The sequence below is a fragment of the Miltoncostaea marina genome, assembly GCF_018141525.1.
Taxonomy (GTDB): domain Bacteria; phylum Actinomycetota; class Thermoleophilia; order Miltoncostaeales; family Miltoncostaeaceae; genus Miltoncostaea; species Miltoncostaea marina.
Window position 1 is genome coordinate 1541210 of the sequence record NZ_CP064655.1, and the last position, 18959, is coordinate 1560168.

14 protein-coding genes are annotated in these 18959 nt (G+C 74.8%); 13 read left to right on the plus strand and 1 reads right to left on the minus strand.

Annotated elements, in window-relative coordinates:
• Window positions 1-27: 27 nt before the first annotated feature.
• From rpsO to ITJ85_RS07760, 3 genes are all read left to right on the plus strand, one after another.
• Window positions 28-291 carry a 30S ribosomal protein S15 gene (gene rpsO / locus ITJ85_RS07750; RefSeq protein WP_343233006.1) on the plus strand — a complete coding sequence of 88 codons (264 nt, stop codon included), beginning with the start codon at window positions 28-30 and terminating at the stop codon, window positions 289-291.
• A 104-nt stretch (window positions 292-395) separates the two neighbouring features.
• Complete coding sequence (locus tag ITJ85_RS07755; protein ID WP_425517099.1) at window positions 396-2579, plus strand: polyribonucleotide nucleotidyltransferase; 2184 nt, start codon at window positions 396-398, stop codon at window positions 2577-2579.
• Between the two features lie 65 nt (window positions 2580-2644).
• Window positions 2645-3880, plus strand: a complete 1236-nt coding sequence (locus ITJ85_RS07760) for a M16 family metallopeptidase (RefSeq protein WP_217915785.1) — start codon at window positions 2645-2647, stop codon at window positions 3878-3880.
• Window positions 3881-4199: 319 nt separating this feature from the next.
• On the opposite strand, the gene ITJ85_RS07765 is transcribed toward ITJ85_RS07760, so the two are convergent.
• Window positions 4200-4787, minus strand: coding sequence for a histidine phosphatase family protein (locus ITJ85_RS07765; RefSeq protein ID WP_217915786.1), 588 nt, complete (start codon window positions 4785-4787; stop codon window positions 4200-4202).
• A gap of 42 nt (window positions 4788-4829) precedes the next feature.
• On the opposite strand from ITJ85_RS07765, the gene dapB reads away from it, so the two are divergent.
• The 10 genes from dapB (at window position 4830) to ITJ85_RS07815 (ending at window position 18954) form a co-directional block, all read left to right on the plus strand.
• Complete coding sequence (gene dapB / locus ITJ85_RS07770; protein WP_217915787.1) at window positions 4830-5522, plus strand: 4-hydroxy-tetrahydrodipicolinate reductase; 693 nt, start codon at window positions 4830-4832, stop codon at window positions 5520-5522.
• A complete protein-coding gene (pyc, locus tag ITJ85_RS07775) occupies window positions 5519-9004 on the plus strand; it encodes a pyruvate carboxylase (protein ID WP_217915788.1) in 3486 nt (1161 codons plus the stop codon). The genes dapB and pyc overlap by 4 nt, the downstream gene beginning before the upstream one ends.
• 33 nt (window positions 9005-9037) lie before the next feature.
• Entirely contained in the window at window positions 9038-9442 is a 405-nt protein-coding gene (locus ITJ85_RS07780; protein ID WP_217915789.1) for a cupin domain-containing protein, read from the plus strand.
• 13 nt (window positions 9443-9455) lie between these two features.
• Complete coding sequence (locus ITJ85_RS07785) at window positions 9456-9986, plus strand: hypothetical protein (protein ID WP_217915790.1); 531 nt, start codon at window positions 9456-9458, stop codon at window positions 9984-9986.
• On the plus strand, window positions 9983-11068 hold the full coding sequence (locus tag ITJ85_RS07790; protein WP_217915791.1) for a geranylgeranyl reductase family protein: 1086 nt from the start codon (window positions 9983-9985) through the stop codon (window positions 11066-11068). Before ITJ85_RS07785 ends, ITJ85_RS07790 begins: the two co-directional genes overlap by 4 nt.
• A 133-nt stretch (window positions 11069-11201) precedes the next feature.
• The gene (locus ITJ85_RS17350; RefSeq protein WP_217915792.1) at window positions 11202-12053 is read left to right on the plus strand and encodes a collagen-like protein; all 852 of its coding nucleotides are present in this window, start codon (window positions 11202-11204) and stop codon (window positions 12051-12053) included.
• 41 nt (window positions 12054-12094) lie between these two features.
• Window positions 12095-12973, plus strand: a complete 879-nt coding sequence (gene dapA / locus ITJ85_RS07800; protein WP_217915793.1) for a 4-hydroxy-tetrahydrodipicolinate synthase — start codon at window positions 12095-12097, stop codon at window positions 12971-12973.
• Between the two features lie 32 nt (window positions 12974-13005).
• On the plus strand, window positions 13006-14700 hold the full coding sequence (locus tag ITJ85_RS07805; protein ID WP_217915794.1) for a ribonuclease J: 1695 nt from the start codon (window positions 13006-13008) through the stop codon (window positions 14698-14700).
• A gap of 1031 nt (window positions 14701-15731) precedes the next feature.
• Entirely contained in the window at window positions 15732-18059 is a 2328-nt protein-coding gene (locus ITJ85_RS07810) for a DNA translocase FtsK (protein WP_217915795.1), read from the plus strand.
• A 70-nt stretch (window positions 18060-18129) separates the two neighbouring features.
• Window positions 18130-18954: a helix-turn-helix domain-containing protein gene (locus ITJ85_RS07815; RefSeq protein WP_217915796.1), complete on the plus strand. Its 825-nt coding sequence runs from the start codon at window positions 18130-18132 to the stop codon at window positions 18952-18954.
• Window positions 18955-18959 lie beyond the last annotated feature (5 nt).

The following is an 18959-nucleotide window of genomic DNA, read 5'->3' on the forward strand; positions in this document are numbered from 1 at the left end:
GCCGCGGCTGAGACAGGAGACGAGATGCTGGACAAGGACGCCAAGCAGGGGGTCATCTCGACCCACCGCAGGCACGAGAGCGACACGGGTTCCCCGCAGGTCCAGGTTGCGATCCTCACCGAGCGGATCAACCAGCTGACGGAGCACCTGAAGAGCCACAAGAAGGACCACCACTCGCGACGTGGGCTGCTCCAGATGGTGGGGCGCCGCCGGCGGCTGCTGAACTACATGCAGCGGACCGACCTGGACGGGTACCGCGAGCTGACGAAGACGCTCGGGCTGCGCAGGTAGATGCCGCGCGGCCGCGCAGCGCGCGCCGACGATGAAGCCCGGCGCCGGGTGGCGCGGGCACGAGGGCCCCGGCCGAGTGGCCAGGGGCGGACAAGGGACGTGACATGGGTGTAGAGGTAGTGACCGCGCAGGTCGGCGACTCGCCGATCAGCTTCGAGACGGGCAAGCTCGCGAAGCAGGCCAACGGGGCGGTCGTCGTCCGGTCGGGCGACACGGTGGTGCTGGTGACGGCGGTCGGCGCGCAGCAGCCGCGCCCGGGGGCGGACTTCTTCCCGCTCACGGTCGACGTCGAGGAGCGGATGTACGCCGCGGGCAAGATCCCCGGCGGCTTCATCAAGCGCGAGTCGCGCCCGAGCGACCGGGCCACGCTGACGGCGCGGATGACCGACCGGCCGATCCGGCCGCTGTGGCCGAAGGGCTACCGCAACGAGACCCAGGTCATCGCGACGGTTTTGTCCGTCGACCAGGTCAACCCGTTCGACATCCTCTGCCTCAACGGCGCCTCCGCGGCGCTGATGATCTCGGAGCTGCCGTTCGCCGGCCCGATCGGCGCCGTGCGCATCGGCCTGATCGGCGACGAGTTCATCATCAACCCGACCCTGCAGGAGACCGAGGACTCCGAGCTCGACCTGGTCGTCGCCGGCACCGCCGAGGCCATCTCGATGGTCGAGGCCGGCGCGAAGGAGGTCGACGAGGAGACGATGCTCGAGGCGCTCCAGATCGCCCACGAGGAGATCCGGTCGCTCTGCGAGGTGCAGCTCGAGCTGGTGAAGAAGGCCGGCAAGGAGAAGTGGGACGTCGCGCCGGTGACGGTCGACGAGGCGCTCTCGGCGAAGATCGAGACGGCCGCGGGCAAGGACCTGGCCGAGGCCACCTCGGAGCAGGCCAAGCTGCTGCGCCGCGACAAGGTGGCCGCCGTGCGCGCCGCCGCCCAGGAGGCCGTGGTCGGCGCCGACGCCGACCCGGAGGAGGTCGCCGCCTTCGGCCGCGCCTTCGACGCGCTCCAGAAGAGCCTCATCCGCCGCCGCATCGCGGTCGACAAGCACCGCCCCGACGGCCGCGCCGCCGAGGAGATCCGCCCGATCGCCTGCGAGGCGGGCGTGCTGCCGCGCGTGCACGGCTCCGGCCTGTTCACCCGCGGCGAGACCCAGGTGCTCACGAGCCTCGCGCTCGGCACCACCAAGGAGGCGCAGCGCATCGACGGCCTCGGCATCGAGACCAGCAAGCGCTACATCCACCACTACAACTTCCCGCCCTACAGCGTGGGCGAGACCGGCTTCATGCGCGGCCCCAAGCGCCGCGACATCGGCCACGGCGCGCTCGCCGAGCGGGCCCTGCTGCCGATGATCCCGGACGACGTGGAGTTCCCGTACACGCTGCGGCTCGTCTCGGAGACGCTCGAGAGCAACGGGTCCTCGTCGATGGCCTCGGTCTGCGGCTCCACGCTGGCGCTGCTCGACGCCGGCGTGCCGATCACCCGGCCGGTGGCGGGCATCGCCATGGGCCTCATCAAGGAGGGTGACGACTACATCATCCTCTCCGACATCCAGGGCGACGAGGACCACCTCGGCGACATGGACTTCAAGGTGGCCGGCACCGAGAAGGGCATCAACGCCCTGCAGATGGACATCAAGATCACCGGCGTGACCTTCGAGATCCTGCGCGACGCGCTCGCCCAGGCGAAGGCCGGTCGCGAGCACATCCTCGGGATCATGTCCCAGACGCTGTCCGGCCCGCGCGAGGAGCTGTCGGCCTGGGCGCCGCGCATCACGGCGATCCAGATCGACCCCGAGCGGATCGGCACCGTCATCGGCAAGGGCGGCGAGACCATCCGCGGCCTGGAGGCCGACTACGAGGTCGAGATCTCGATCGAGGACGACGGCACGGTCAAGGTCTACGGCGTCAACGGCGAGAAGGCCGACGCCGCGGTCGAGGCCATCCGCGCCATGACGAAGGACGTCGAGGTCGGCGACACCTACATGGGCGCCAAGGTGGTCAAGACGACCACGTTCGGCGCGTTCGTCGAGCTCACGAAGGGCGTCGACGGCCTGCTGCACATCTCCAACCTCGGCCGCGGCCGGGTGGAGAAGGTCGAGGACGTGATCAACCGCGGCGACACGGTCGACGTGACCGTCGTCGAGGTCGACAAGGCGCGCGGCCGCATCGGCCTGCGGATCGTCGGCATGGAGGACGTCGACGGCGGCGGGGGCGAGGGCGGCGACAACGGCTCCGGGGGCGACGGCGAGCGCCCGCGCCGGCGCCGGCGCCGGCTGACGGCCGCCGAGTAGTGCCCGCGATCCCCGCCTCCGCCGCGCCGGCGCCGGTCCTCGGCGTCACCTCGGGAGGGCTCCGTGTGGTCACGGAGTCCATCCCGGGCGTGCGCTCCGTCGCCGTCGGCGTCTGGATCGGCGTCGGCTCGCGCTTCGAGCGGCCGGCCGAGGCGGGGATCTCGCACTTCCTCGAGCACATGCTCTTCAAGGGCACGCCGACCCACTCGCCCGAGGAGATCGCCCAGGCCTTCGACGCCCTCGGCGGCGAGGTCAACGCGGCGACCGGCAAGGACTACACGGTCCTCTACTGCCGGGTGCTCGACGAGCTCCTCGACCGGGCGATGCCGCTGCTCGCCGACATGGCCCAGCGGCCGGTGATGCGCGACCTCGAGCAGGAGCGCGAGGTGGTCCTCGAGGAGATCGCGATGTACGAGGACGACCCGCAGGACCAGATCCACGACCTCGCGAGCGAGGCCGTGTTCCCCGACCAGGCGCTCGGCCGCCCGGTGATCGGCACCGCCGAGGTCATCGGCGGCGTCACCGAGGCCGTCGTGCGCGACTACCACCGAGGCCACTACACGGCGCCGAACATGGTGGTCGCCGCGGCCGGCAACGTGGCCCACGAGCGGGTGCTGGAGCTGTCCGAGCGGCTGCTGCGCGAGGTCTCCCCGCAGCGCAGCGAGGGCGTCTTCGAGCCCGCCGCGCCGGGCCGGCCGGCCCTCGTGGTGAAGGAGAAGGCGACCGAGCAGTACCACGTCTGCCTCGGCGGGCCCGGGCTGTCGCGCAACGACCCGCGCCGGCACGCCCAGTCGGTGCTCGACACCGTGCTCGGCGGCTCCATGAGCAGCCGGCTCTTCCAGGAGGTGCGCGAGAAGCGCGGCCTCGCGTACTCCGTGGGTTCCTACGCCGTCGGCTACGCCGACGCCGGCCAGGTGGGCGTCTACCTCGGCACCCGCGAGGACAACCTCGGCGTGGCCTGCGAGATCATCGGCGCCGAGCTGCGCCGCATCGGCGAGGAGCCGCTCCCCGCCGACGAGCTGCGCCGGGCCAAGGACCACCTCAAGGGGCGCCTCGTGCTCGGCATGGAGAGCTCCAGCACCCGCATGAACCGCATCGGGCGCGCCGTGCTGACCGACACCGAGCTGCTCACCATCGACGAGATCGTCGAGCGCGTCGAGGCCGTCACCGCCGACGACGTGATCGCGCTGGCGCGCGAGCACTGGCACCCTGACGCGATGTCCGTCGCGGCCATCGGGCCGAAGGGCGACGCCATCCGCTCCGCGGTCGCGGCGCTCTCGCCCCAGCTCGCCGCCGCGTAGCAGCGTCCCGCGGGGCCGCCCGGCCGCCGCGCCGTCGCGCTCCGGGCCGGTGACCGCGGTCGCCGGCGCCGTCGTCCGGCCTCGTCGCGCCGGTGCCGACCATGGTCGTCCGAGGCCGCTGAGCCCCGGTTGCCGGGGAACGCGCGATTGGCGCGTGCGGCGTGCGCCAATTGTCGCGCCGGACGAGGGACGAGCGGACCCGTCCGTGAACGCCCGCGTACGAAGTCGGAGGGGACCGCCGACGGCGGGTCGCGCCAATTGGCGCGACCCGGGTGCGTCAATCGCGCATGACCGCGCCCCGGGGCGCGGCGCCCGTCCCTCATGCGACCGGCGCCGGCGCCTCCATGCCGAAGCCGAGGAGGTGGGGGACGGGCTCGGTCTCGAGGACGGTGACGCTCGCGTTGCGGACGGGGACGAGGTGCTCCGGGTCGAGCCCCGCGAGCTCCTGGCAGGCGGCGCGGACGGGGCCGCCGTGGGTGACGGCGACGACCCGGCGCGCGCCGGAGGCGGCCAGGTCGGCGAGGGCGGCGGCCACCCGGGCGCGGGTGGCCCGCCACGGCTCGCCGCCGGGCGGCGCGCCGTGGCCCAGGCGCCAGCGGGCGAAGGCCTGGCGATCGGCGGGGCCGAGCTCGACCGGCAGGCGGGCGGTCCAGTCGCCGAGGTCGGCCTCGCGCAGGCGGGCGTCGGGCGGCAGCTCCGGCACGGCCAGGCCCAGCAGGGCGAGCGTCTCGCGCGCGCGACGCAGGTCCGAGGAGACCGCGAGGTCGGGGCGCAGCGCCGCGACGAGCGGGCGGAGGGCCTCGGCCTGCCGGCGGCCGACGCCCGAGAGCGGCGGGTCGGCCGCGCCCTGCAGGCGCCCGGCGGCGTTCCACTCCGACTGGCCGTGGCGGACGAGGATCAGGCGCACCCGGCGAGCCTACGGGCCCGCCGTGGCTGTAGGGTGGGCTGCGTGATCGAGGTCTGCGTAGCGGGCGCCGCCGGGCGCATGGGCCGCGCCGTGGTCGGTGCCGTGTCGCGCGAGGAGGACATGCGCGTGGCGATGTCGGTCGACCCGGTGCTCGAGGGCGAGCCCGACAGCTACCCCGACCTGATGAGCGCCATCGCCGCCGGCACGCCGGACGTGATGGTGGACTTCACCGTCCCCGACAGCGTCTTCGCCAACGCGATCACCGCGCTGGGGGCGGGCGTGCACGTGGTGATCGGGACCACGGGGCTCTCCGACGAGCAGGTGGCCGAGATCCGGGCGCTCGCCGAGGGCGGCCCGGCGAACGCGCTCATCGCGCCGAACTTCGCCGTGGGCGCCGTGCTGATGATGCGCTTCGCGGCCGAGGCGTCCCGCCACATGCCGAAGGCGGAGATCATCGAGCTGCACCACGACCGCAAGCTCGACGCCCCGTCGGGCACGGCCCTGCGCACCGCGGCGCTGATGGAGGGCGAGCCGGCCATCCACTCCGTGCGGCTGCCGGGCCTCGTGGCCCACCAGGAGGTGATCCTGGGCGGCACCGACGAGACGCTCACGATCCGCCACGACTCGCTGTCGCGCGAGAGCTTCATGCCCGGCGTGGTGTTGGCCGTGCGGGCCGTCGAGCAGCGCCCGGGCCTCACCCTCGGCCTGGAGCCGGTCCTCTTCGGCGACCTGTGAGCGCGCCGCCGGAGCTCCGGCGGATCCGCAAGCTCCTGGTGGCGAACAGGAGCGAGATCGCAATCCGCGTCTTCCGGGCCGCGACCGAGCTCGGCCTGCGGACGGTCGCGATCTACTCGCTCGAGGACCGCTTCGCGCTGCACCGCTTCAAGGCCGACGAGGCATACCAGGTGGGGAAGGGCGCCGACCCGGTGCGGGCCTACCTCGGCATCGAGGACATCATCCGGGTGGCGCGCGACGCCGACGTGGACGCGATCCACCCGGGCTACGGCTTCCTGGCCGAGAACCCCGACCTCGCCGAGGCCTGCGTGCGCGAGGGGATCCTCTGGGTGGGGCCGCCCCGCGGCGTGATGGAGCGCCTCGGCAACAAGGTCGAGGCGCGCGCGCTGGCCGGCCGGGCGGGGGTGCCGACCATGCCGGCCACCGGCGCGCTGCCGGACGACCCCGCCGAGGTCCGACGACTGGCCGGCGAGGTCGGCTACCCGCTGATGGTCAAGGCGAGCTGGGGCGGGGGCGGCCGCGGGATGCGCGTGGTGGCCTCGCCGGCGGAGCTCGACGACGCCGTCGCCACCGGGCGGCGCGAGGCGCGGGCGGCCTTCGGCAACGACGAGGTCTTCCTCGAGCGCCTGGTGGAGCGCGCCTGGCACATCGAGGTCCAGGTGCTCGCCGACGCGCACGGCGGGGTGGTGCACCTGTTCGAGCGCGACTGCACCATCCAGCGGCGCCACCAGAAGGTGGTGGAGATCGCCCCCTCGCCGCGCCTGGCGCCCGAGCGGCGCGACGCCATCTGCGACGCCGCCGTGCGCCTGATGCGCGAGGCGCGCTACCTCTGCGCCGGCACGGTCGAGTTCCTCGTCGACGCCGAGACGGGCGAGTTCTTCTTCATCGAGGTCAACCCGCGGGTGCAGGTGGAGCACACCGTGACGGAGGTCGTCACGGGCATCGACATCGTGAAGGCCCAGATCCGCCTCGCCCAGGGCGCGACGATCGGCTCGCGCGAGAGCGGCGTGCCGGCGCAGGCCGACATCGGCCTGCGCGGCTCCGCGATGCAGTGCCGCATCACCACGGAGGACCCCGAGAACCACTTCATCCCCGACTACGGGCGCATCACGGCCTACCGGGAGGCGACGGGCTTCGGCATCCGCCTCGACGGCGGCACGGCCTACTCGTCGGCGGTGATCACGCCCTTCTACGACTCGCTGCTCGAGAAGGTGACCGCGTGGGCGACCACCCACGAGGAGTCGATCCGCCGCATGGACCGCGCGCTGCGCGAGTTCCGCATCCGCGGCGTGAAGACCAACCTGCCGTTCCTCGAGGCGCTGATCTCGCACCCGCGCTTCCTGGCGGGCGACTACACCACCCGCTTCATCGACGAGACGCCCGAGCTGTTCCGCTTCCGTCCGCGCCGCGACCGGGCCACCCGGCTGCTGTCGTTCATCGCCGAGGTCCTGGTCAACGGCAACCCGGAGGTCGCGGGCCGGCCGCGGCCCGCGCACGCCCGCCGGCCCGTGATCCCCGACGTCCCCCGCCTGCCGGACGAGCCGCGCGGCACCCGCGACCTGCTGCGCGAGCTGGGCCCCGAGCGCTTCGCGGCGTGGATGCGCGACGAGCCCCGCCTGCTGCTCACCGACACGACCTTCCGCGACGCGCACCAGTCGCTGCTCGCCACCCGCGTGCGGACGCACGACCTGGTCGGCCCGGCCGCCTACTACGCCCGCCACCTGCCGCAGCTGTTCTCGCTCGAGGCCTGGGGCGGCGCGACCTTCGACGTGGCGATGCGCTTCCTGCGCGAGGACCCCTGGGACCGCCTCGCCCAGCTGCGCGAGCGCGTGCCCAACGTGCTGCTGCAGATGCTGCTGCGGGCCTCCAACGCGGTGGGCTACACGAACTACCCCGACAACGTGGTGCGCTACTTCGTGCGCCAGGCGGCGGAGGGCGGCATCGACCTGTTCCGCGTCTTCGACAGCCTCAACTGGGTGCCGAACATGCGGGTGGCCATGGAGGCGGTGCTCGAGTCGGGCGCGCTGCTGGAGGCGGCCATCTGCTACACGGGCGACCTCACCGACCCGTCGCGGACCAAGTACGACCTCGCCTACTACGTCCGCATGGCGCGCGAGCTGGAGGGCGCCGGCGCCCACGTGCTGGGCATCAAGGACATGGCCGGCCTCTGCAAGCCGGAGGCCGCCCGGCTGCTGGTGCGGGCGCTGCGCGAGGAGACCGGCCTGCCGGTCCACTTCCACACCCATGACACCAGCGGCATCGCCGCCGCGTCCGTGCTGGCCGCCGCCGAGGCCGGCGTCGACGCCGCCGACGCGGCGATGGACCCGATGAGCGGCCTCACCTCGCAGCCCAACCTCGGCGCGATCGTCGAGGCGCTGCGCGGCGGCCCGCGCGACACCGGCCTGGCGCGGGAGCCGCTGGCCCGGGTGGCGGAGTACTGGGAGGCCGTGCGCACCCACTACGCCGGGTTCGAGAGCGACATGCGGGCCGGCGCCTCCGAGGTCTACGAGCATGGGATGCCGGGCGGCCAGTACACCAACCTGCGCCAGCAGGCGCGCGCGCTCGGCATCGAGGCCCGCTGGCGGGAGGTCGCGCGTGCCTACGCCGAGGTCAACGAGATGTTCGGCGACATCGTCAAAGTGACGCCCACCTCGAAGGTCGTCGGCGACCTGGCCGTCTACATGGTCACCAACGGCCTCACCCGCGAGCAGGTCCTCGACCCGGACCACGAGGTCGCCTTTCCCGAGTCGGTGGTCGAGTACTTCCACGGCGACCTCGGGCAGCCGTACGGCGGCTTCCCCGAGGCGCTGCAGCGCAAGGTGCTGCGCGGGCGCGAGCCGCTGCGCACCCGCCCCGGCGAGGTGCTGCCGCCGGTCGACCTGGGCGCCGCCCGCGCCGAGGCCGAGCGCGCCGTGCGGCGGCGCGTCTCCGACCGTGAGCTCGCGAGCTGGCTGATGTACCCGAAGGTCTTCACCGAGTTCGCCGAGCACGGGCGCCGCTACGGCGACGTCGGCATCCTGCCGACCCCGGTCTTCTTCCACGGCCTCGAGCGCGACGACGAGCTGTTCGTCGACATCGAGCGCGGCAAGACGCTGGTCGTCCGCTTCCTGGCCATCGGAGAGGCCGACGACGAGGGCCGGCGCACGGTCTTCTTCGAGCTCAACGGCCAGCCGCGCGAGGTGAAGGTGCTCGACCGCGCGCTCGCGCCCACCGGGCCCGGGCGGCGGATGGCCGACGACGCCGACCCGAGCCACGTGGCCGCGCCCATGCCGGGGCTCGTGGTGGCGGTCAACGCCCACGAGGGCGACCGGGTGGAGCGCGGCGACCGGCTGCTGTCGATCGAGGCGATGAAGATGGAGACGGGCGTGTTCGCCGAGCGCCCGGGGGTGGTGCGGGAGGTGCTGGTGCCCGCCGGCACCCAGGTCGAGACCAAGCAGCTGCTGATGATCGTCGGCGAGGAGGCCGGCGGCGACGAGGGGTAGGATCGCGGGGACGCCGAGGGGGAGGGGGAGCGGATGGCCGGTTGGACGAGGATCGACCCGGGCGAGGTCGAGGAGCGGGAGCGCCGCGGCGGCGGGGCCTCGTCGCGCGACCTGGCCGGCGCGCTGGGCGCCGAGTCGATGACGGCCCGCCTCTGGCGCTACGGCCCGGGGCACGAGATGGCCTACCACCGCCACCAGACCCAGGAGGAGCTCTACCAGCTCGTCTCGGGCGGCCCCCAGGAGATCATGGTCGACGGCGAGACCGTCACCGTGCAGGACGGCGAGTGGCTGCGCTTCCACAAGGACACGCCGCGGCGCATCCAGAACCACACCGACCGCGAGGCCGTCTGGCTCACCATCGGCGCCCCGCCCGGCGAGGGCATCAGGGACGGCATCCGGCTCGACCCCGCCACGGGCGAGGTGATCCCGCGCACGTGAGGCGGCGCGCCTGATGGGCCCGCGGCTGTTCGCGCTCGCGGCCCTGCTGGCGCGCCGGCAGGGCCCGGTCGTGGCGCAGGCGCTCCTGCGCGCCGCGCGGGCCTGGCTGGAGGACCCCGCCAACGAGGAGGCCAAGCGCCGGCTGCTCGGCCGGCTGCGCCTCGCGGCCGAGACCGCCGGGGGCGCGGCCGGCCGCATGGGCGGGCGGCTCGCGCGCGAGGTGGAGCGGCGCCGCGTGTCCGTGGCGTCGTGGGAGCGCGACCTGATGGCGCTGCGCTACGAGGTGGTCGACACCGCGCACGGGCCGGTGCGCGACGCGGCGCTCGACGCCTACGCCGCCCAGGCGCGCGCGGGCGCGCGCCTGATCGCGTCGGCGCGCAACCCGGGCGAGGCACGGCTGGAGATCCTGCGCGCGCTCGAGGCGGAGGAGCGGATGCTGCGCGGCGAGCGGCTCGGCGCGGCCGAGCGCGAGCGGGCCCGTGCGGCGATCACCGAGGCGCGCGTGGCGGCGGCGGGCCGGGCGCCGGTGGCGCGGCGGCGGTGAGCGTGGCGCGCGACTACGACGCCGTGGTGTGCGGCGGCTCGTTCGCCGGCCTCGCCGCGGCGGGCCAGATCGGCGGCAGGGTGCTCGTGATCGACTCGGGCGAGATCGGCGACGGCGAGACGTCGGCGTCGGCCGTCCCGCTCGCCTGCCTCGAGAACATGGGCCTGACGGCGTGCATCGAGCAGGTGCACGAGGACCTCGTGCTGCACACGCGCCGGCGCACCCAGCGGATGCGCTTCTTCCCGTTCGCCACGTTCGACTACCGGCGGCTGTGCCACGAGATGCTCGAGCGCAGCGGCGCCGACGTCCTGCGCGCGCGCATCGCGTCGGCCGGGGCGGGGGTCGTGCGGACGAGCGCCGGCACGATCGAGGCGCCGATCCTCGTGGAGGCCACCGGCTGGCGCACCTCGGCCCCGGCGGGCGCCGCCCGGCGGCGGGCGCGGGCCGGGCGGCGCAGCTTCGGCGTGGAGGCGCGCCGGCCGTTCCGCGGCGAGGGGCTGCACTTCTACGTGGGCCCCGGCTGGGGCCGGCGGCGCTTCTGGTGGGTCTTCCCAGCCGGCGACCACGTGCGCGCGGGCCTGGCCGCGTACGACGGCCGGACGGCCCTCTCCGGTGAGCTGCGGGCGTTCCTGGAGCGCCACGGGCTCGGCGAGCCGGAGCGCCGCCACGGCGGCTACTTCACCTCGCGCTTCGGCGAGCCGGTGCGCGACGGCATGTTCGTGGCCGGCGACGCCGCCGGGCACTGCCTGCCGGTCTCGGGCGAGGGCATCCGCCCCGCGCTGGTGTTCGGCCAGGTGGCCGGGCGCCTGGCCGAGCGGGTGCGCACCGGCGAGCTGCCGCTCGACGCGGCGCTGTCGCGGTACCGCGCCTTCGTCACCTCGCGCCGGCGCGGCTACGACGTGCTCGACCGGCTCCAGACGGCGCTCGACCTGCTGCCCGACCCGCTGTTCGCGCTGTTCGCGCGGGCCGTGGCGAGCGACCGCGTGCTGCCGTGGGCGGTGCGCAACTACTGGGAGGTCGCCGACCCGGCGCTCCTCACGCCCACCCGCTCCCGGGAGCCCCTGCCGGCCCTCGCGGCGTGATCGCGGGAGGGGTCGAGCCCCGGCCGCCCCCTGCCGATAGAGGAATGTCCAGCTCGACGCGCACCACGCCGCGGCCTCCCCCCGGCGACGCCGGGTGCGGCGACGGATGTCGCCCCGTCCGCAGGAGGTCACGTTGCCCCGACCGAGCGCCCGCTCCGTCGTCCCCGCCGCCGTCGTGGTGCTCGTCGCCCTCGTCGCGGCGCCGCAGGCTGTCGCCGCCGGCGGCGTCCAGGCGCCCCACGCCCGCGCCACCCAGGCCACCGTCAAGCTGACCAAGCAGCTCAAGGTGCTGCCCCGGCAGGCCAAGCGCCTCGAGGTGCAGCTGCGCACCGTCGTCGCCCGCCTGGCGGCGCTCGAGGCGCGGGTGGGCGCCCTCGAGGCCGGCGCCGGGCGGGCCGGCGCGACCGGTGCGCAGGGCCCCCAGGGGCCCCAGGGGCCGGCCGGCCCCGCCGGCCCGGAGGGGCCGCAGGGACCGGCCGGGCCCAGGGGCACGACCGGCGCGACCGGCCCCCAGGGACCCGCGGGCGCGCCGGGGCTGGCGTGGCGCGGCGCGTGGAGCGCCGCCACGTCCTACGCCGAGGACGACGTCGTGCGCCACGACGGCTCCTCGTACGTCGCGACCGGCGCGGTCGCGGCCGGCGGCACCGCGCCCGGGACGAACCCCGCGTGGGACCTGGTCGCCCAGAAGGGGGGCGCGGGGAGCGGCGGCGCCGGCGGCCTCGCGTTCCGGGTGGAGGCCTCGTCGCCGGTGGTCGCGGCGAACGCGGGGGTCGTCTACCCGGTCAGCCACGAGTGCTCGGGCGGCGGCGTCGCGACGGGCGGGATCGCCACCCTGCAGAACTTCGGCCACGGCGAGGTCGTGGGCGGGGAGATCGCGACCGACGGCGACGGCGTGCCGCGCCGCTGGGTCGTGTACGTGCGGTCGAACGTCTCGAACGACATCACGGTGACCGTCTCGGTGGTCTGCGCGACGCCGGCGTCGTGACCGGCCGGGGGCCCGCCGGTCGCGCGTCTATACTCCCGCCCGTGTTCGGCGCGATCCTGACCGCGATGGTCACCCCCTTCGACGCGGACGGCCGGGTCGACGAGGCGGCCGCCGCCGCGCTGGCGCGGCACCTGGTGGAGCACGGCTCCGACGGCCTCGTCATGGCGGGGACGACGGGCGAGGCCTCCACGCTCACCGACGACGAGAAGGTCGGCCTCTTCCGGCTGGCCCGGCGTGAGGTGGGGGACCGGGCGACCGTCGTGGCCGGCACGGGCTCCAACGACACCGCGCACTCGGTGCACCTGACGCACCTGGCCGCCGAGGCCGGCGCCGACGCCGCGCTCGTGGTGACGCCGTACTACAACCGCCCGCCGCGGGCCGGCATCGTGGCGCACGTCGCCGCGATCGCGGAGGTCGGCGTGCCGGTGATCCTCTACAACATCCCGGGCCGGGCCGGGCTCAACCTGGAGCCGGACATCATCGCCGAGCTGGCGACGATCCCGAACGTCGTCGCGCTCAAGCAGGCCAACCCGGACCTCGACCAGTGCCGGCGCGTCGCCGAGACGACCGACCTGGTCATCTACGCGGGCAACGATGACATGACGCTGGCCGTCGCCGAGATGGGCGGCGCCGGCGTCATCTCCGTCGCCTCGCATCTGGTGGGGGAGGAGATGGCCGCGGTCGTGGCCGCGGCCCGGGCCGGCGAGCTCGACGAGGCCCGGCGGCGCGACGCCGAGCTGACGGACCTCTACGCGGGGCTCTTCGTGACCACCAGCCCCATCCTGATCAAGGCGGCGCTCGAGATGCTCGGGCTCATCCCTTCCGGCCGCCTCCGCCTGCCGCTCGTCGAGGCCACGCCGGTGCAGCGGGACATCCTGCGCACGGTCCTCGAGCGCCAGGGCATTCTCGCGCGGGGATAGCCCCCGCGATCGCAACGGACTGAGGAGGTCGGATGCCGGCGAGCGGATCCGTGCACGTCATCCCGCTCGGCGGGGCGGGGGAGATCGGCAAGAACATGTACGTGGTCGAGCACGACGAGCGCATCGTGGTCATCGACTGCGGCATCACCTTCCCCAAGAACGACCAGATGGGCGTCGACATCGTCCTGCCGGACTTCGGCTACCTCATCGAGCGGGCGGATCGGGTCGAGGCGCTGATCCTCACCCACGGCCACGAGGACCACATCGGCGCCGTGCCGTTCCTGCTGCGGGCGATCGGCCCCGTGCCGATCCACGGCCGCCGCTTCACGCTCGCGCTGCTGCGCACGAAGCTGGAGGAGCACCGGCTGCTCGACAAGGTCGAGCTCAACGAGGTGCGCTTCGACGGCCCCCAGCGGATCGGCCCGTTCGACACGGAGTTCGTGCCGCTCACCCACAGCACGCCCGACTGCGCCGCGGTCGCCCTCAGCACCCCCGCCGGGACCATCGTGCACACCGGCGACTTCGGCATCGAGTACGCGCCCGTCGGCGGCCGTCGCAGCGACCTGCCGGCCCTCGCGCGCCTGGGCGAGCGCGGCGTGCAGCTGCTGCTCGCCGACTCCACCAACGCCGAGGAGGGCCCGATGCCCTCCGCGCTGCCCACCCGCGGCGTGCGCAGCGAGCTGGCGCGCATCTTCGCCACCGCCCGCGGCCGGGTGCTCGTCACCACCTTCTCGTCGCACATCCACCGCGTGCAGCAGGTGCTCGACGCGGCGTACGACGACGGCCGCGTCGTCGCGCTCGTGGGCCGCTCGCTCACCCGCAACGTCAACATGGCGGCCAACCTCACCGACCCCGAGACCGGCCGGCCGTACCTCACCCCGCCGCCCGGCACGCTCGTGCGGCTGCGCGAGCTGGATGCCCACCCGCGCGACGAGCAGGTGCTCATCTGCACCGGCAGCCAGGGCGAGCCGATGGCCGCGCTCAGCCGCATCGCGCGCGGCGAGCACAACCAGGTGTCGATCGAGCCGGGCGACACCGTGCTCTACTCGTCGAGCACCGTCCCGGGCAACGAGCTGGCCGTCAACGAGATCGTCAACCGCCTCGTGCGGGCCAAGGCGGACTTCATCACCGAGCGCCAGAACCCCCGCGTGCACGTCTCGGGGCACGGCAGCGCGAGCGACCTGCTGCTCATGCTGGAGCTGCTGCGGCCGCGCTTCTTCGCACCGATCCACGGCGAGGCCCGCCACCAGCGCGCGCACGCCGACCTGGCCGAGGCGCTCGGCATCGGCGCCGACCGGACCCTCATCCTCGACAACGGCGACGTGCTCGAGGTGACCCCCGACGCCGCGGCGGTTGTCGACCGCGTCCACGCCGGGCTGACCTACGTCGACCAGGCCGGCGGCGGCGACATCACCGAGAGCATCCTCCGCGACCGCCGGCACCTGGCCGACGACGGCCTGGTGGTGGTCATCGCGCGGGTCGACGCCAGCGACGGCACCAGCCTGGGCGACGCCGAGATCATCACGCGCGGCTTCGGCGCCGCCGGCGACGAGGAGCTCATCGAGGAGACACGCCTGGCGGTCGAGCGCTCGCTCGCCGCCTCGTCGGAGCAGCAGGTCACCGAGATCGGCATCCTCCAGCACCAGCTCCACGACGCCGTCACCGCCCTCGTGCGCAAGCGCACCTCGCAGCGGCCGCTCGTCGTCCCCGTGATCGTGGAGGTCTGAGGGGTCCCGAGCCGGCGTCCGGCCCCGGCGCCCTGGGGCCGGCCGCCGCTTGACGAGGTCGTCGAGGGACGGGGTCGGCTGGGGCCGATCCTGAGCGCGGGCGGGACCCGGCCCTCTCGGGCCGGCCCGTCCGTCGACGAGTCGTCGACGGACCGGGTCGGCTGGGGCCGATCCACTGCGCGGGCGGGACCCGGCCTATCCCGTGACGAGGTCGTCGACGGACCGGGTCGGCGGGGGCCGATCCTGAGCGCGGGCGGGACCCGGCCCTGCGGGCCGGCTCGCGCTGGGCACGGTGTCGACCGGCGTGCCCCTCACGCGGGGACCCGGCCTCTTTCGGGCCGGGTCACGCGGCAAATCGCCCCTGGCCGGGGCGATTTGCGGACCGGCGCACCGCCTTCGGCGGGGCGGGCGCCGGAAACCCCACCGACGTGAGCGTCCGTGGTGCGCGTGGGGTGTGCCCCGCGCCCTCGTGGCCGGTGATCCCTCCCGCCTTCGGCGGTCGTGTCTACGACCACGTCGAAGCTCGGTCACGTCGTCCAGGACGGATCACGACCACGCGGGCCAGGACGGGTCCGCACCGCGACCGGGTCGCCGCGCGGCGCGCCCCGGCGGCGCGTCAGCGCCGACGGAGCCGCGCGGTTAGGGGCAATCTGCCGAATCGGCGCGCCCCGGCCGCCAGGCCGGAGCCGATTCGGCCGGCGCGCCCGCCGGCGTTCCTCAGTTCGACGCAGCCGGGACCTCTCTGCGAAGCGGAAGGTCCCGGCGGACGCCCCTGGCTCGCCGCCGCGCGCCGGCCAGCGTTCCTCAGCCCGACGCAGCCCCGGCAGGAACCGCGGCCCCCGTCGCCAATCCCCCCCTCGCGGGCGTGTGCCCGTACGTCGCGCATCCGGAGGTGTGAGATCAGCACGCAGGCCGCCCGCCAGACCCGCCGACGCCGGCCCGCCAAGCCCGCCGCGCGCAAGGCGCCCCAGGGCGCGCAGACGCGCGAGCTCGCCGGCCTGGGCCTCGTCGCCCTCGGCCTCTTCCTCGCCGTGTCGCTGTTCCTCGGGGCCGGCGGCCCCGTGGGGGGGTGGCTGGAGGAGGGCCTGCGGCTGCTCGTCGGCCGCGCCGTCGCCGTCGCCCCGCTCGCGCTGCTGCTGGTGGGCCTCGGGCTGATCCTCGACCACCCGCTCCTCGGGGCGCGCCCGCTGCGCCTCGGCGTGCTGATCGGCTCGGCGGCGGTGGTCGTCGCCCTGGCGGGCGGTGTCTTCGGCCTGGGCGGGTCCGAGCGCACGGCCTGGTTCGAGGACGTCGGCGGCCGCGGCGGGCACATCGGCGAGGCGGGCTACTGGATCACGAGCAGCACGGTCGGCGGGTTCGGCACGGCGCTGCTCATCGTGGTGGCACTGATCGCGGCGGCGGTCCTGATCTCCGGAGCGTCGCTCGGCCTGGCGGTGCGGCGCGGGGGCGAGGGGGCGGCGGTCGCCTCGCGCAGCGTCGGGCGCGGCGTGGCGCTGGCCTCGCAGGGCGCCCTGAAGGGCGGCCAGCGCATCCGGGAGCGCCTGGACGCGATCGAGCCGCCCACCCTCATCAGCAGCCGCCGGCGCGCGCGGCCGGTTGAGTCGCGGCCGCTCGTGGACGGCGCCGACGCGTACGCCGACATCTTCGACGGCCCGTCGGCCCTGCCGCCCTCGCCGGCCCTCGTGGGCGAGGCGCCGGCCGACGAGGACGACGTGCTCCCGCGCCCCGCGAGCCCGCTCACCGCGGCCGCCGTGGTGGCCAACGAGCCGGTCGCGCCGCCGGAGCGCGCCGCCGAGCAGCTCGAGCTGGCCGACGAGGCGCCCGAGCTGGAGCCGGTGTTCACGCCGACGCCCGCCCCGTCGCGTATGCCCGAGCCGCGGGGCGCCCGCGGGACCCCGTACCGGCGGCCGCCGCTCAGCCTGCTGCGGCGCTCGAGCGGGCCCACGAGCCTCCCCGAGGACCTGGTGCGCCGCACGAGCCGCCAGCTCGAGGAGGCGCTCGGCCACTTCGGCATCGAGGCGACGGTCACCGACACGGTGGGCGGCCCGCGCGTGACCCGCTACGAGCTCCAGCTGGCGCCGGGAACGAAGGTGGGGCGCATCACCGCGCTGCGCGACGACCTCGCGTACGCCCTGGCCTCCCGCGAGGAGCTGCGCATCATCGCGCCGATCCCCGGCAAGCAGGCGGTGGGCGTGGAGGTGCCCAACCCCGAGGCGTCGCTGGTCACCCTCGGCGACATCACGCGCGAGTTCCCGCCCCACGCCGGGCCGCTGATGGCCTGGCTCGGCCTCGACCTGGGCGGCAAGCCGGTCTACATCGACCTGGCGAAGATGCCGCACCTGCTGATCGCCGGCTCCACCGGCACCGGCAAGAGCGTCTGCCTCAACTCACTGCTCGCCTCGCTGCTGCTGCGCTCGACCCCGGATGAGTTGCGGATGATCCTCATCGATCCCAAGAAGGTCGAGCTCAACCACTACGAGAGCATCCCGCACCTGCTGACGCCCGTCGTCACGAACATGAAGGACGCGGCGGCGGTGCTCTCCAACATCGTGCGCGAGATGGAGACCCGCTACGAGTTGATGGGCATGGCGCGGGCGCGCAACCTGCGCGACTGGAACGAGATTAGGGTCGCCGGCGGCGAGAAGCCGATCCCGACGGTCCTGGTGGTCATCGACGAGCTCGCCGATCTGATGATGGTCTCGCCGGCCGAGGTCGAGGACTCGATCATCCGCCTCGCCCAGAAGAGCCGCGCGGTGGGGATCCACCTCGTGCTCGCCACCCAGCGCCCGAGCGCGGACGTCATCACCGGCATGATCAAGGCCAACGTGCCCTCGCGCATCGCGTTCGCGGTGTCGTCGCAGGTCGACTCGCGGGTCGTGCTCGACGCCGGCGGCGCCGAGTCGCTGCTCGGCCAGGGCGACATGCTGTTCCGCCCGGTGGGCACGTCGCGGCTGCAGCGCCTGCAGGGCGCGTACATCGGCGAGGACGAGATCCTGGCGATCACCGACCACTGGCGCGCGCAGGGCAAGCCGGAGATGCGCCGCGAGCTGATGGAGCGCGCCGAGCCCGAGGACGACCCGGTCGAGACCGAGGTCGACGACATGCTCGAGCGCGCCATCGAGATGGTCGTCGAGCAGGGGACGGCGTCGGTGTCGCTGCTGCAGCGGCGCCTCGGCGTGGGCTACGCGCGCGCCGGCCGGCTGGTCGACTCGATGGAGCGCATGGGGGTCGTCTCCGGGCACGAGGGCTCGAAGCCGCGGACCGTGCTCGTGGGCCCCGGCGACCTCGACCGCCTGCTGCGGCGGACGCCCGCGCCGGAGCCGGAACCGGCGGAGGAGGAGGCGCCCGCCCCGGGGTGACGAACTTGCGCGGGTCGCGCGGGCTGGGCTAGGGTGCCGCGGCGGGCGGGGTGCCGCTCGCCACGCACCCATGTTCGAGATCGGGAACACACTCCGTGAAGCGCGCCTGCGTCGAGGGCTGGACATCCTCGACTGCGAGGCCGAGACCAAGATCCGCGCGAAGTACCTCCGGGCGATGGAGGAGGAGCAGTTCGACCTCATGCCGTCGCCCACCTACGTGCGGGGCTTCCTGCGCACGTACGCGGACTTCCTCGACCTCGACGGCCGGCTCGTGCTCGACGAGTACGAGTCGCGCTTCGGCGAGCTGCGCCACCTCAGCGAGGCGGGCCCACGCTCGGCCCGTCAGGCCCGCGGCCCGCGGGGCTCCTCGTCACGGCCCGACGCGCGCCGTCCTCCGCCCACCCCGATGCGCCGCCGCAACCAGCGCCGCCGCCGCACCGAGGTGCAGCTCCTGTGGCTCGCGATCGGCGGCGTGATGGCCGTGGCGCTCCTCATCTGGATGGGCGTGGGCGAGACGCGCAGCGGGGCGCAGCTGCCCGTCACGGCGCCCGGGGGCCCGACCGCCGGCGCGCCCGCGCCCACGGCCTCGGCACCCGACACCGACTCCACCGAGCGCCCCGTGCGCGCGAAGAAGACTGCGATCACGCTCACCGGTGACGGCACGAACGGCTGCTGGGTGCAGGTGCGCTCGAAGACGGCCGACGGCCGGCTGGTCTACGAGGGCACCCTCGCGCCCGGCGAGTCCCGGACGTTCCGCGTGCTGGAGGGCATCTGGCTGCGCGCGGCGAACCCCGCCGAGCTGGCCGTGACGATCGGCGGCAAGGCCGTGAGCCTCGACGCCAGCCAGAGCGGCACGTGGCGCCTCACGCCCAACGGGGTGAAGAGCGCCGCCTGAGCCCG